We start from the raw sequence: 14,048 nt of genomic DNA on the forward strand, positions 1-14,048 counted from the left end.
CGCTCCCGGTATCGGCATGAAGCCATGCCGGGGGTGTTTGTCCCTTGTCCCGGAACTCGCCAATGAACACTCCTTTTGCCATACCGGATAACCCCGACTCCGCGTGCCAGCCACCGTCTGCGAAAGACTTTCTGGTCGATCGCACCTTCCGTGCGCTTGCGCGCATTGGCGTGGTGCTGGTACTGGCGCTGGTCTTCGCGCTGGTCTACGAAGTCGGCCGCAAGGCACTGCCCGGCATTGAAAAGCACGGTTTTGACGTGTTGTTCGGCAGCGTCTGGGACGTTAACCAAGGCAAGTACGGTATTCTGCCAGCGATCTGGGGTACGCTGTACAGCGCCTTGATCGCCCTGTTGATCGCCGGTTTCTTCGGCGTCAGCATGGCCATTTTCCTGACCCAGGATTTCCTTCCGGCCAAGCTTGCCGCGGTGTTTCGCACCATCGTCGAGTTGCTCGCCGCCATCCCCAGCGTGGTGTACGGCCTGTGGGGCATCTATGTGGTCATCCCGGCGATTCGCCCGCTGACCGCCTGGCTGAACAGCGAGCTGGGCTGGATCCCGTTTTTCGGCACTTCCCTGAGTGGCCCAGGCCTGCTGCCTGCGGCGTTGGTACTGGCGATCATGATCCTGCCGACCATCGCGGCGGTTTCCCAGGATGCGCTGACCAGCGTACCGATGAAAACCAAGCAGGCTGCCTACGGCATGGGGACCACCCACTGGGAAGCCATCCTCAAGGTGATGGTGCCCTCGGCGGCTACCGGCATCTTCGGCTCGCTGGTGCTCGGCCTGGGCCGTGCACTCGGTGAAACCATGGCGCTGGCCATGCTGGTCGGCAACGCCAACACCATCTCCCTGTCCTTGTTCGCACCGGCCAACACCCTGGCGGCGCTGTTGGCGCTGAACTTCCCGGAAGCCGGCCCGAACGAGGTCGAAGTGCTGATGTACGCGGCACTGGTACTGATGTTCATCACCCTGCTGGTGAACGTCCTCGGCTCGATGATCATGCTCTACGCTCAGCGTGGTAACAAACAATGACTGACCTGACGACCCCTGTAGCCGCGCTGCCCAGCCTGCAGCGCAAGCTGGAAGGCCGCGCCCTGCGCAGCCTGGTATTGACCACCCTGGCATGGTTCGCGGCACTGGTGGCCAGCGTGCCGCTGATTTCCGTGCTGTACATGCTGATCACTCGCGGCGGGGCACGCCTTAACCTGGAAGTGTTCACCGAGCTGCCGCCGACTGGCTTCGAGATGGGCGGTGGTTTCGGTAACGCCATGGCCGGTACCTTCGTCATGGTCGGCATTGCCGCCGCCATCGCTGTGCCGGTCGGTATCCTGGCAGCGGTGTTCCTGGCCGAGCTCGGCCCCGACAGCAAGCTGGCCAACGCTGCGCGCTTTGCCGCCAAGATGCTCACTGGCCTGCCCTCGATCCTGGCCGGGGTGTTTGCCTACGCCCTGGTGGTGATGACCACCGGTACCTACTCGGCACCGGCAGGCGGCGTGGCGCTGGCGGTATTGATGCTGCCGATCGTGGTGCTCACCGCTGAAGAGTCGATGAAGATGGTGCCCAAGATCATGAAGGACGCCGCCTACGGCATGGGCTGCACCCGTGCCCAGGTCATCTGGAAGATCGTTCTGCCCACCGGCCTGCCGGCCATCCTTACCGGGGTGATGCTGGCCGTGGCTCGCGCCGCTGGCGAAACCGCGCCACTGCTGTTCACCGCGTTGTTCAGCAACTACTGGATCTACCACGACGGCGACCTGGCGGTGATGAACCCCACAGCCTCGCTTGCGGTACTGATCTACAACTTCTCCGGCATGCCGTTCGACAACCAGCTGGAGCTCGCCTGGGCGGCCTCGCTGGTGCTGGTAATGATCGTGCTGGTCATCAACATTTTGAGCCGAGTCTTCGGCAAGCCCAAGTATTGAGAAAGGGAGCATCCAACTTGAACGTATCCACTGCGCAAAGAGCCGCTCCCATGGTCAGCGAAGCCCCCATCGTCATGGACTGCAAGCTCGACAAGATTTTCTACGGTAACTTCATGGCCGTGCGTGACAGCCATGTGCCGATCAGGAAAAACGAGATCACCGGTTTCATCGGCCCTTCGGGCTGCGGCAAGAGTACCGTGCTGCGTAGCTTGAACCGTATGAATGACCTGGTGAAGGGTTTCCGTTTCGAAGGCCATGTGCACTTCCTTGGGCAAGATGTCTACGGCAAGGGTGTCGACCCTGTTGTAGTACGCCGCTATATCGGCATGGTGTTCCAGCAGCCCAACCCGTTCTCGATGAGCATCTTCGACAATGTGGCCTTCGGCCTGCGCCTGAACCGCTACAAAGGCGACTTGGGCGATCGCGTGAAGCACGCCTTGCAAGGCGCCGCGCTGTGGGACGAAGTGAAGGACAAGCTCAAGGTCAGCGGGCTGTCACTGTCCGGTGGCCAGCAGCAGCGCCTGTGCATCGCCCGTGCCATCGCCACCGAGCCGGAAGTGCTGTTGCTGGACGAGCCCTGCTCGGCACTCGACCCGATTGCCACCCGCCGCGTGGAGGAGCTGATGGTCGAGCTGAAAAAGGACTACACCATCGCCCTGGTGACCCATAACATGCAGCAGGCGATTCGTGTGGCCGACACCACCGCGTTCTTCTCGGTGGATATTTCCCAGGGCACCCGCACCGGCTACCTGGTCGAGATGGGCCCGACCGCGCAGATTTTCCAGAACCCGCGTGAGCAACTGACCAGCGACTACATCAGCGGCAAGTTCAGCTAAGCCATACAAGCTCAAGGTGGCCGGGTGTTGCAGCCAGGAAGGTTGCAACCCCCGGCCGCGTTACCTTCCGTTAAAGTGTTACCCGGGATTACCAATGCGAGCGACGCGTCGTCTTGATCTGTCAGCGGTAGAGCGCGCACTGCGCGAGGTGCAGGGCCGTTTTGCCGAACTCAGCCAGCATTTCACCGAACCGCGGGACCCGTTTACCGACGAGGTGCTGCTGAATGTGGTTGAAGGCTATGCGCTGATTGACGACTATGTCGCTCGCGGTATCGACCTGTTCGACCTGCAACAGCTGAACCTGATGCTGGAAATCAATGCCACCGTGCTATGCGGCAGCGATCCGGCCCGTCGCCTGGAATTCGCCCCGCACCTTGCGGCAACCGAAGCGCACTTTTTCAACAACGTGGAAGGTGGCATCAAGGATTTGTACAACTGGTACTGCGCGTACCGCAGCGATTCCATCTGGAAGCGGGCAGCGGGTGTGTATGTACGGATCCTCAGCAAGCCGCAGCTGTTCATCGAAGGCAACAACCGCACGGGTTCGCTTATTGTCAGCTATTTGTTGATGCGTGCCGGGCTGCCGCCATTCGTGCTGTCGCTGGACAACGCCGAGGGTTACTTCAACCCGTCCTCGGTCATACGCAACTCCGCCAAACACGGTGTCAAGGCTTTGTACGAACTCCCCAAGATCAAGAAAAAGTACGCCGCGTTCCTGGAAGCGAAGGCGCCTGAGCCCGGCAAGTTCTTCCTGAACGGCACGCCCGTGCCTGCCTGTGAGGGGAGCCGCTGATGCAAGGTTCATCCCTGTTCGCACGAGGACGGCAAGCCATCGAACGCAAGCTCAAGCGTGGCCAGGTACGCATTTCGTTCGATATCGACGACACGCTGGCCTGCCTGCCCGAACACGCTGCCGCCGAGGACAGCAAGCTGCCAGGTTTCGTCCATCGCTGGCTGGGTGAGCCCCTGCGCAGCGGCACCCGCGAACTGATCCGCGACCTGCGCCGCCAGGGCTGCAGCATCTGGATCTACACCTCCTCGGGGCGTACCCCGGCTTACATCCGCCGCTGGCTGATGCTTTACGGCATTCATGTCGATGGCGTGGTCAACAGCGATCGGCACCAGCACATCCTGGCCCAGAACGGGCTGGAAAACTCACCCTCCAAGCTGCCTTCGGCTTTTGATATCGATCTGCACGTAGATGATTCCGAAGGTGTGCGCCTGGAAGGGGTCGACCACGGTTTCCGCGTGGTGGTGGTGTGCCCGAAGGATGAGCACTGGGCGCAGAAGGTGAAGGACGCGGTGGTGGATGTGCAGGCACGGCTGGCCTGGCAGCAACCGCATCGCTATGAGATGCCCGCTTGTCAGCGTTCGCAGGCACTGGCTTCCTGAAGCCAGGAGATTCCGCTCAGACAATGTAATTGGGGCTGCTTTGCAGCCTTTCGCGGGCTCGCCCGCTCCCACAGGGATCTTGGATATCCAGATTGTGGGAGCGGGCGAGCCCGCGAAAGGCCGCAAGGCGGCCCCGGTTCATTCAATCGTATGGATGCCCGCTTGCCACTCCTGCCTAAGCCATAAGTCTCGAACCCAGACCCAAGCAGGTACCGGGACCAAATCACCGGGCCACACCCTCCCGCCCCAAAGCACTCGCCACCCCACGCCAAAGCAGCGTTTCTGGCAATTTGCCCACTTCTGATAATCGCCTCCGACATCCTGTCCCCGTTTGGAGCGCGCCATGCACAACAACAATAAGCACCTGCCGCCTCGTTTTCTCGCAGCCGCCATCGCCAGCTTTTCTGCGCTTGGCCTGAGCAGCGTCGCCGAAGCCGAGATCATGCTGTACGACAAGGACCAGACGACGTTTTCCACCGATGGCTATATCAACGCCTTCTACGTCAACAGCGAGGTCGATCGCGAGGGCGAGCAGTTTGACCGCCGCCAGTCGCGGGTGAAGATGGGCTTCTTGCCCAACTACCTCGGATTCAACATGGGCAAGCAGGTGGATGACCTGAAGCTCGGCGCGCGTGCCTCGTTCTGGGTAACCATCAACGACAGTGAAACCAACGGCACCGACACCGCCATCGACGTGCGCCAGTTTTACGGCACGGTGGCCAATCCCGAGTGGGGCGAGGTGCTGATCGGCAAGGACTTCGGGCTGTTCGCCCGTTCCAACATCCTGCTCGACGAACTGCTGGCCGGTTATGGCCAGGTCAGCGACACCCTGGGGCTGGTGGACGGCGGCGGGGTGTCGTTCGGCAACATTGGCAGCGGCTACCCATACCCGTTCCCTACCTCACAGATCACCTACCGTACGCCCGTGATGGAGGGCCTGCGGGTGGCGGTGGGCATCATGGACCCGGTGGACACCAACGACAGCAGCCCGACCGGAAAGGCCTACCAGGAAAACCCACGCACCGAGAGCGAGATCACCTACCAGTTCGACCTGGGTGGGGCGCAGATCTACAGCTGGGTCAACGGCAGTTACCAGACCTCGGACAATACTGACTCCACGGTAGAAACGATCACTTCCAAGGGGGTGGGTTACGGGGTGCAGGCAAAGATGGGCGGCTGGTCGCTGACCGGCTCGGGGTTCCAGGCCAAAGGCATCAACCCGTTCTTCACCAACAATGCCGGCGAACCGGTTTTGCGCAATGTCGACAGTGATGGCTACCTGCTGCAGGGCTCGTACAAGTTCGGCAAGAACCGCGTGGCGCTGTCCTATGGCAAGACCAAGGACGATGGCAACGGTGCGGTTGGCAGCGGCGCGGACTACGAGACCCGGGGTGTGGCGCTGTTCCATGACATCAACGACAACCTGAAACTGGTGGCCGAGTACAACCAGTTTTCCATCGACGGGCATGACACCAGTGCGCAGAACGAAGACACCGATACCTTTGCGGTGGGCGCGGTGTTGACCTGGTAAGCGGCCGGGGCCGCAAGGCGGCCCCGAATGACACGGTCTTTTACGCCCATGGAACCGCCCACCCGCTACCCAAGTAGCATTCGTCACCCACCACCACCTCCTTAAACTGATCACTCAGCCACCCCGTGCCGGAGACCACGATGCAGCAGGCTCATAACGACGGTGTGGTCAGTGCCATGTCGCAGGCTACCGACGCACGGCTGGCCGCTCAGGACCTGGCGCGGCAGTTGCTGCACCCGCACCTGGGGTTCGTGCTGTTTTTCTGCTCCGCCGAATACGACTTGCAGGCTTTGGGCGAAGCGTTGGAACAAGACTTTGGCGGTATACGCCTGGTCGGCTGCACCAGCGCCGGTGAAATCACCCCGCTGGGCTACGGCCGCAATTGCGTGACGGCGGTGGGCTTCGATCACCGGCACTTTTCGATCGCCACCGCGTTGATCGATGAGATGGAGCGCTTCAGCCTGATCGACGCGCAGCAGATGGTCGAGCGGCTGGTCGGCACCTGCCGCAGCAATACCCTGGCGCCAATCAAGGGCCACAGCTTTGCACTCACGCTGCTCGATGGCTTGTCCAGCCGCGAGGAGATGGTGCTTGCCGCACTCAGCGCAGCCCTGGGGGATATCCCGCACTTCGGCGGCTCGGCCGGTGACGACAACTACCTGAACCGCACCCATGTGTATTACGGCGGTACATTCCACAACGGTGCAGCCGTGGTGGTGCTGGTCAACACCTGGCTCGACTTCGAAGTGTTCACCACGCATCACATCCTGCCGCGCCAGGAAAAGCTGGTGGTCACCGGTGCCGACAGCGCCCAGCGCCGGGTTTTCGAACTGAATGCCGAGCCGGCGGCCGAGGAATATGCCCGCCACATTGGTGTGCCCGTGGCTGCGCTCGATCACCGGGTGTTCGCCGCCCACCCGCTGGCCGTGCGCATTCATGATCAGTACTACGTGCGGGCGATCCAGCAAATGCACCCTGACCTCAGCTTGAGCTTCTACTGCGCGGTGGAGAACGGCATCGTGCTCACGGCCATGACCCCGGGCCCGCTGTTGCCGAACCTGCACCAGCTGTTCGATGGCCTGCACCAGCGTCTCGGACCGTTGCTGCTGACCATCGGTTGTGATTGTTTCCTGCGGCGGCTGGAACTGGAGGCCCATCACGGCCTGGAGCCGGTCGGCGCGTTCCTGCGCGAGCAACGGGTGATCGGCTTCAACACCTACGGAGAACAGTTCAATGGCATGCACATCAACCAGACCTTCACCGGGGTCGCCATTGCCCGCAACCGGCCTCCTGTCGGTCGCTGAACTGCAGGCCGAGCTGACCCGGCTGCAGCACCAGAACCACAAGCTGCAGCGTATCAATGACGCACTGATCGAGCGCATCGAGTCGGGCGTGACCCGGGGCAACGACCCCTACGCCGCGTTCCAGCATTCAGTGGTGCTGGCCGAGCAGGTGCGCGAACGCACCGATGCGTTGAACCAGGCCATGGCCGAGCTCAAGGCCGTCAACCGCCTGCTCAGCGAGGCCCGGCAGCGGGCCGAGACGGCCCATCAGCACCAGATTCGCCTGATTACCGACAACGTCCCGGCGCTGATCGCCTACCTGAACGCCGATCTGGTCTACGAATTCACCAACAAGGTTTACGAAGAATGGTATTGCTGGCCGCATGGCGTGATGCTGGGCCAGAGCCTGCGCGAGGCCCACAGCGAGCAGCATTACCAGCGCCTGGAAGGCTACGTGGCGCGGGCGCTGGCGGGGGAGAGCGTAACGTTCGAGTTTGCCGAGACCAATATCAACGGCCAGGAACGCTACATGCTACGTTCCTACGTACCGAACCGCCTGGCCAGTGGCGAAGTGGTGGGTATCTTCGTGCTGATCCGCGACATCACCGAGCGCCGCAACACCGCACAGGCGTTGCACCAGGCCTATCAGCACCTGGAGCAACGGGTGCGCGAGCGCACTGCCGAACTGACCAGCCTCAACGACCAGTTGCTGCGCGAAATCGAAGAGCGCAGCCAGGCCGAGTCGCGTCTGCGCGAGGCCAAGCGCGAGGCCGAGCAGGCCAACCTGTCGAAAACCAAGTTCCTTGCGGCGGTCAGCCATGACCTGCTGCAACCGCTGAACGCGGCGCGGCTGTTCACCAGTGCGTTGCTCGAGCGCGACGAACCGCAAAACGCTGCCCACCTGGTACGAAATGTCAGCAATTCGCTGGAGGATGTGGAAAACCTGTTGGGTACCCTGGTGGATATTTCCAAGCTCGATGCCGGGGTGATCAAGGCCGATGTCGCCCCGTTCGCCCTCCACGAACTGATGGACAACCTGGCTGCCGAATACGCCCAGGTGGCGCGTAGTGAAGGGTTAGAGCTGCATTTTGTGGGGTGTTCTGCCGTCGTGCGCAGTGACATCCAGCTGCTGGCGCGCATCCTGCGCAACCTGCTCAGCAATGCTATCCGCTACACCCGCAGCGGGCGCGTGGTGCTGGGGTGTCGGCGCCAGCGCGGTGGCGTGCGGATTGAAGTGTGGGACAGCGGCATCGGTATTGCCGAAGAACACCTGGAAGACATGTTCCTGGAGTTCAAGCGGGGTGATGTGCAGCGCCCGGACCAGGACCGTGGGCTGGGCCTGGGCCTGGCAATCGTGGAGAAGATCGCTGGCATCCTCGGCCACCGGATTCGCGTGCGGTCATGGCTGGGCAAAGGTTCGGTGTTCGCTGTCGAGGTGCCGCTGAGCGCCACTGCACCCAAGGCCCAGCCAAGCCAGGCGATCTGCGAGCCGATGCTCGAACGCCTGCGCGGGGCGCGGGTGTGGGTGCTGGATAACGATGCGGCGATTTGTGCGGGCATGCGTACCTTGCTGGAAGGTTGGGGCTGCCGGGTGGTCACTGCGCTGTCGGAGGAAGACCTGGCGCGCCAGGTGGACAACTACCATGCCGAGGCCGACCTGCTGATTGCCGACTACCACCTGGACAATGACTGCAATGGTGTCGACGCCGTAGCGCGGATCAATGCCCGCCGCGCCCAGCCGCTACCGGCGCTGATGATCACGGCCAACTACAGCAACGATCTCAAGCAGCAGATCCGCGAGCTGGGTCACACGCTGATGCACAAGCCCGTAAGGCCGATGAAACTCAAGACGGCGATGAGCCATCTGCTGGCCAGTGGCGTGGCATAGCGGTTGGCCGCTTCGCGGGGTTACCCACGAAGCCGTCGGAACAGGTCAACGGCGCAGATAATCAGCAAAATCGATATCGCCAGCACTGAGGATGGCTTGTACCCGGTTGTGCACATTAAGTTTGCGCAAGATCGCCGAAACGTGGGCCTTGACGGTGGTTTCGGCGATGTCCAGCGTGTAGGCGATCTGTTTGTTCGATTCGCCTTTGGTCATGCGCTCGAGCACCAGCAGTTGCTTGCGGGTCAGGGCCTGGAGCATTTCCGGCGGGAAGCTTGGGGCATCGTTATGGCGCCGGCTGGTGCTGCTTTTTGGTGCGCGGATGATGTCTGGCGGCAGGTAGACATTGCCATTGAGGATCTGCTCGATCGCTTCGATCATCTGTGAGCGTGGCGACGACTTGGTGATGAAGCCCACGGCACCGTAGGTAATGGCCTGCAGCACGATCTGCTTTTCCTGCTCGGCCGAAACGATGACCACCGGCGTGGTCGGCGCCTCGTTGCGCAGGGTGATCAGGCCATTGAGGCCGTGCATGCCGGGCATGTTCAGGTCGAGCAGGATCAGGTCGAGGTCGTCATGCGCCTGGGTCAGGGCCAGGGCGCTTTCAAGGTCCGCGGTCTCCATGACCTCGCTGCCCTGGAAGCCATCGCTGATGACATTGTGGATGGCTTCGCGAAACAGGGGGTGATCGTCGGCAATCAGAATTTTGTACATGGCCTTTTCACCTTGTTTTTATTGGATGGAGCGGGGCACGCATACACAGGCATTTCAGGGGAACGGCACCGGTTGTGCCGGCTGCAATGGCAGGTTGGCTTGCTGCCATGCATCCAGGCCGTCGCGGTACCAATACAGGTTGGTATAGCCCAAGGCTTTCGCGCGTTTTACCGCGTTCCAGCTTAACCAGCAATCGGAGCGGCAGTAAAAGACCAGTGGTTGGTCCGGGTGCCCGGCCGTGGCTTTTTGCAGGTTACGCACGAAGTAGTCCTGCCATGCCGGGCTCAGTTCGCCGTCGCCGGCGTTGGCCAGCCACAGGCTGCCGGGGAGGTTGCTGTGAGGTTCGTCTTCGATGAAATGACCTTGCAGCCATTGGCGGCGATAGACGTCGATCAGCACCGGCCTGGGCGTCTGGCCCAGCAGGCTTTGCAAAGTGGCGGTGTCGACGACCTGGCCGCCTTCGACCTGTTGCGGGGTCGGGCTGCGATAGTGCGTGGTGCGATAGCCGTCGGCGGAGAACAGCTGCGCCGTGTCAGCCTGGGCGATGCCTAGCGTCAGGCTCAGCGAAAGTACCGCCAGCAAAGAGCGTGGCAGCCGGGGCAGGGCACGTGGCATGGAGGTTTTCCTTTTTGTTATGGACTCATTACATGCCAGTGGCGGTGCTTTGTGAATGCGACGATAGACAGTAAATGCAGTACTAAAGTAGTAGATGGCCGGGCGCCTGAGGGCAGGGAGACGCCCAAGGTGTGGGAGCGGGCTTGTGTCGCGAAAGGGCCGCAAAGCGGCCCTCGGATTTCAGCACTGTACATAGATTGCCGGGGCTGCTGCGCAGCCCTTTCGCGACACAAGGCCGCTCGCACACGTTCAGTGACAGGTCTTCAATCAGTGCAGTATCTGCGCCAGGAACGCCTTGGCCCGCTCGGTGCGCGGCTGGTTGAAGAACACCTGCGGCGGGCTGTCCTCGATGATCTGCCCACCCTCAAGGAACAGCACCCGCTCGGCGACCTGCCGGGCAAAGCCCATTTCATGGGTGACGCACAGCATGGTCATGCCCGTGCCCGCCAACTGCACCAGCACATCCAGCACCTCGGCGACCATTTCCGGGTCCAGCGCCGAAGTGGGCTCGTCGAACAGCATGATCCGCGGTTTCATGCACAGCGCCCGGGCGATTGCCACGCGCTGCTGCTGGCCGCCGGACAGCTGGCTGGGGTACTTGTGCGCCTGGCTTTCGATGCCGACCTTGCTCAGGTACATGCGTGCCCGCTCCTCGGCGTCCTTGCGTGACAGCCCGCGCACGCTGGTGGGGGCCAGCAGGCAGTTGTCGAGCACGCTCATGTGCGGGAACAGGTTGAAGTGCTGGAACACCATGCCGATGTCGCTGCGTACCTGTGCGGCCTCGCGCGTGGTGGCCGCCAGGTCGATGCCGTCCACCTGGATGCTGCCCTGCTGGGCGACTTCCAGGCGGTTGATGCAACGGATCAGGGTCGACTTGCCCGAGCCGGACGGCCCGCACAGCACGATGCGTTCGCCTTCGCGCACCTGCAGGTCGATGTCACGCAGCACGTGGAACGCGCCATAGTGCTTGTTCAGGCCTTCGATGCGTATCAGCACCGAACGCGGGTCGGGTTCGGGGGCAAGGGTGGCAAGGCTCAGTGGTGCGGTCATCTTGTTGTTCTCCCGCGTGGGTTCAGTCGAAACGGGTCGCGCTGTAAGGCGCGGGGTCGGTGAAGGGGGGCTCGCCAGTGAGCAGCTCGGCCAGCAGCCGGCCGCAGACCGGGCCCAGCGTGAGGCCGTGATGGGCATGGCCGAAGTTGAACCACAGCCCTGGGTGGCGCGGCGCCGGCCCGATCACCGGGCGCATGTCGGGCAGGCAGGGGCGGCGGCCCAGCCATGGCGTGTCGTCCAGACGATCGCCGAGGGCCGGGAACAGCTTGCGCGCCAAGGCCTCGCAGCGGCCCAGCTGAATCTGATTGCCAGGCGCGCTGGCTGCGTCGAACTCGATGCCGGTGGTCAGGCGCACGCCGCGCGCCATCGGCGCCAGTACATAGCCGCCTTGGGTGTCGCAGATCGAGTGCTCCAGCTGAGCGCCGTCACGGGTGCTGTAGTGCATGTGGTAGCCCCGCTTGATGGCCAGCGGGATCTGGTAGCCCAGGCCGCTGAACAGGTCGGCTGACTGAGGCCCAAGGCAGGCCACCACCTCGTCGGCAGTGATCGGGCCACGCTGGCTCTCTACCCGCCATTGGCCATTGGCCTGGCGCAGGCTGCGCGCATCGCCATGCACGAACTGCCCGCCGCGCTGCAGGAACAGCGCCGCATAGCCACGGGTGAGCGCGCCGGGGTTGTTCACGGTTTTCGGGTCGAGCCAGTGGATGCCACCGACCACGGTGGCGTCCAGCTGATGTTCACGTGCCTGCAGCTGCCCGCATTCAAGGATTTCGAACCGCAAGCCGTAGCGGCTCAGGCCCTTGGCATCGGTTTTTGCCTGCTCGAACAGCGCGGGGTCGCGGAACACTTCGATCCAGCCTTTGGCTTGCACCAGGCCCTCCAGGCCGGCGGCAGCGATCAGCGCGTCATGCTCGTCGACACAGCGCTGCACCAGCGGCAACATATCGGCGGCGGCGCCGGCCAGGCGCCCGGGTGCCGACTGGCGCCAGTAACGCCACAGCCACGGTGCGGCCTTGGGCAGGTGCGCCAGGCTGTAGCGCACATCGGGCTGGCGGTTCAGGCCGTAGCGCAGCAGTGCGCCGAGTTGCCGCGGGAAGGCATAGGGGATGACACTGGAGCGCTCGATCAGCCCGGCGTTACCGTGGCTGGTGCCGCTGCCCGGTTCGTCGCGGTCGATCAGAATTACCTGGCGCCCGCGTGCCTGTAGGTGCAGCGCGGTGCTGACGCCGACGATGCCGGCGCCGAGGACAAGGGTCTGGCAATGCATGAAACGTATCCTTCGGTCAGTTCAGGTGGCGGCCCAGGCGGGCTTCCAGGTGTTTCAGCAGGCGCCGCACCAGTTCGACGATCACCAGGTAGAGCACGGCGGCCCACAGGTAGATCTGGAAGTCGAAACTGCGCGAGAAGGCCAGTTTGGTCACGCCCATCAGGTCGTAGATCGTCACCAGCGAGGCGATCGCGCTGGCCTTGATCATCAGGATCAGTTCGTTGCCCAACGGGCCAATGGCTACCAGCAGCGACTGCGGCAATATCACCTTGAAGAACGTGGTCGAGCGCTTCAGGTTCAGCGCCCGCGCCGCTTCATGCTGGCCAGGCGCAACCGCCATCAGGCTGCCGCGGAAGATCTCGGCCTGGTAGGCGGCAGTGTTCAGGGTGAACGCCAGCAAGGTGCAAAACCACGCATCCCGGAAGAACCACCACAGGCCGACGTCCTGCCAGAAGCCCTTGAGCGAGCCCAGGCCGTAATACAGCAGGAACAATTGCGCCAGCAGCGGCGAGCCGCGGAAGAAGTACACGTAGCCAGCTGCCATGCGCTGCAGTACCAGGCTGCGAGACAGGCGGGCAAGGGCCAGCAGAAGGCCGAGCACAGCACCCAGGCTGAAGGAAATCGCCACCAGCTTGGCGGTTACCAGCAGGCCGTCGATGAAGCGCGGGCCGTAGCGTTCCAGCAGGTCGGGGTCAAGCACCATTGCCAGCAGTTGATCGAAGCTCATGCGCGTGCTCCTTGCAGGTGGCGGTTGCTGCGCCGTTCGATGTAGGCGAACACGCGCCCCGACAGTGCCGCGAACAGCAGGTAGCCCAGGCAGGCGACACCGTAGAAGAACATCGGCTCCTTGGTTACGCTGACCGCCAGGTTGGTCTGGCGCATCAGGTCTACCAGCGAGATGGTCGACACCAGCGAGGTGTCCTTGAGCAGCGACAGCCAGTTGTTGGACAAGCCGGGCAGGGCGATGCGGGTCAGTTGTGGCAGCAGCACCTTGAAGAAGCCGGTGCGCTTGCTAAGCCCAAGCGCCGAGCAGGCTTCCAACTGGCCTTTGGGCAGGGTCTTGAAGGCAGCCAGCCAGATCTCGCTGGAAAACGCGGCGAACACCAGGCTGAAGGCGATCATCGCGGCGAGGAAGGTGTTGATGAGGAACTCACCTTGGTAGCCCATGGCGGCGAGGATCTTCTGCGCGGCGATCTGGCAGCCGTAATAGATGATCAGCAAGGTCAGCAGCTCGGGCAGGCCGCGGAAGACGGTGGAAAAAGTGGTGGCCCAGGCCCGTGGCAGGCGTTTGCGTGAGCGCGCCGCCAGCGCGACCACCAGGCCCAGTGGCAGGCCGATGGGCAGGCAGGCCAAGGCCAGGGAAACGGTAACCAGCGCGCCGGCCAGCAACGCCTGGCCCCAGCCTCCGCTGGCGAAAGACAGCAAGGACAATTGATCGAGCATGACGAACCTCTTGGGCGGGTTATGCGGCCTTGTGGGAGCGGCCTTGCGTCGCGACAGGGCTGCGTAGCGGCCCCAGGGTTCATGCAACTGCAGAGATTGCCGGGGCCGCTA

Annotated in this window: 14 protein-coding genes; 8 read left to right on the forward strand and 6 right to left on the reverse strand. The window is 62.9% G+C overall.

The window, feature by feature from the left end; genetic code table 11:
- Positions 1 to 62 precede the first annotated feature (62 nt).
- From pstC to AC3WLP_RS12640, 8 genes are all read left to right on the forward strand, one after another.
- Positions 63 to 1,031 carry a phosphate ABC transporter permease subunit PstC gene (gene pstC, locus AC3WLP_RS12605; RefSeq protein WP_004574212.1) on the forward strand — a complete coding sequence of 323 codons (969 nt, stop codon included), beginning with the start codon at positions 63 to 65 and terminating at the stop codon, positions 1,029 to 1,031.
- Positions 1,028 to 1,921 carry a phosphate ABC transporter permease PstA gene (pstA, locus tag AC3WLP_RS12610; protein WP_003254119.1) on the forward strand — a complete coding sequence of 298 codons (894 nt, stop codon included), beginning with the start codon at positions 1,028 to 1,030 and terminating at the stop codon, positions 1,919 to 1,921. The genes pstC and pstA overlap by 4 nt, the downstream gene beginning before the upstream one ends.
- Positions 1,922 to 1,971: 50 nt before the next feature.
- Positions 1,972 to 2,757 (forward strand): phosphate ABC transporter ATP-binding protein PstB, encoded by a 786-nt coding sequence (gene pstB, locus AC3WLP_RS12615; RefSeq protein WP_003254117.1) that lies wholly within the window; start codon positions 1,972 to 1,974, stop codon positions 2,755 to 2,757.
- 94 nt (positions 2,758 to 2,851) lie between these two features.
- Entirely contained in the window at positions 2,852 to 3,550 is a 699-nt protein-coding gene (locus AC3WLP_RS12620) for a Fic family protein (RefSeq protein WP_004574211.1), read from the forward strand.
- Entirely contained in the window at positions 3,550 to 4,149 is a 600-nt protein-coding gene (locus AC3WLP_RS12625) for a trehalose-phosphatase (protein WP_003254112.1), read from the forward strand. Before AC3WLP_RS12620 ends, AC3WLP_RS12625 begins: the two co-directional genes overlap by 1 nt.
- A 343-nt stretch (positions 4,150 to 4,492) precedes the next feature.
- A complete protein-coding gene (locus tag AC3WLP_RS12630) occupies positions 4,493 to 5,680 on the forward strand; it encodes a porin (protein ID WP_010953581.1) in 1,188 nt (395 codons plus the stop codon).
- 140 nt (positions 5,681 to 5,820) lie between these two features.
- Positions 5,821 to 6,984, forward strand: coding sequence for a nitric oxide-sensing protein NosP (gene nosP / locus AC3WLP_RS12635; protein WP_003254110.1), 1,164 nt, complete (start codon positions 5,821 to 5,823; stop codon positions 6,982 to 6,984).
- Positions 6,953 to 8,851 carry a PAS domain-containing hybrid sensor histidine kinase/response regulator gene (locus tag AC3WLP_RS12640; protein WP_014860443.1) on the forward strand — a complete coding sequence of 633 codons (1,899 nt, stop codon included), beginning with the start codon at positions 6,953 to 6,955 and terminating at the stop codon, positions 8,849 to 8,851. The genes nosP and AC3WLP_RS12640 overlap by 32 nt, the downstream gene beginning before the upstream one ends.
- Positions 8,852 to 8,896: 45 nt before the next feature.
- On the opposite strand, the gene AC3WLP_RS12645 is transcribed toward AC3WLP_RS12640, so the two are convergent.
- The 6 genes from AC3WLP_RS12645 to AC3WLP_RS12670 form a co-directional block, all read right to left on the reverse strand.
- Positions 8,897 to 9,562: a response regulator gene (locus AC3WLP_RS12645; protein ID WP_088512720.1), complete on the reverse strand. Its 666-nt coding sequence runs from the start codon at positions 9,560 to 9,562 to the stop codon at positions 8,897 to 8,899.
- Between the two features lie 54 nt (positions 9,563 to 9,616).
- Positions 9,617 to 10,177, reverse strand: coding sequence for a PQQ-dependent catabolism-associated CXXCW motif protein (locus AC3WLP_RS12650; protein ID WP_088512719.1), 561 nt, complete (start codon positions 10,175 to 10,177; stop codon positions 9,617 to 9,619).
- 267 nt (positions 10,178 to 10,444) lie between these two features.
- Positions 10,445 to 11,227, reverse strand: a complete 783-nt coding sequence (locus tag AC3WLP_RS12655) for an amino acid ABC transporter ATP-binding protein (RefSeq protein WP_003247711.1) — start codon at positions 11,225 to 11,227, stop codon at positions 10,445 to 10,447.
- Between the two features lie 22 nt (positions 11,228 to 11,249).
- Positions 11,250 to 12,494 carry an NAD(P)/FAD-dependent oxidoreductase gene (locus AC3WLP_RS12660; RefSeq protein ID WP_012052076.1) on the reverse strand — a complete coding sequence of 415 codons (1,245 nt, stop codon included), beginning with the start codon at positions 12,492 to 12,494 and terminating at the stop codon, positions 11,250 to 11,252.
- A 16-nt stretch (positions 12,495 to 12,510) separates the two neighbouring features.
- Positions 12,511 to 13,221, reverse strand: coding sequence for an ABC transporter permease (locus tag AC3WLP_RS12665; RefSeq protein WP_003247716.1), 711 nt, complete (start codon positions 13,219 to 13,221; stop codon positions 12,511 to 12,513).
- Positions 13,218 to 13,937 carry an ABC transporter permease gene (locus AC3WLP_RS12670; protein WP_003247720.1) on the reverse strand — a complete coding sequence of 240 codons (720 nt, stop codon included), beginning with the start codon at positions 13,935 to 13,937 and terminating at the stop codon, positions 13,218 to 13,220. The genes AC3WLP_RS12665 and AC3WLP_RS12670 overlap by 4 nt, the downstream gene beginning before the upstream one ends.
- Positions 13,938 to 14,048: the final 111 nt, after the last annotated feature.

The organism is Pseudomonas sp. FW305-E2, assembly GCF_058782925.1.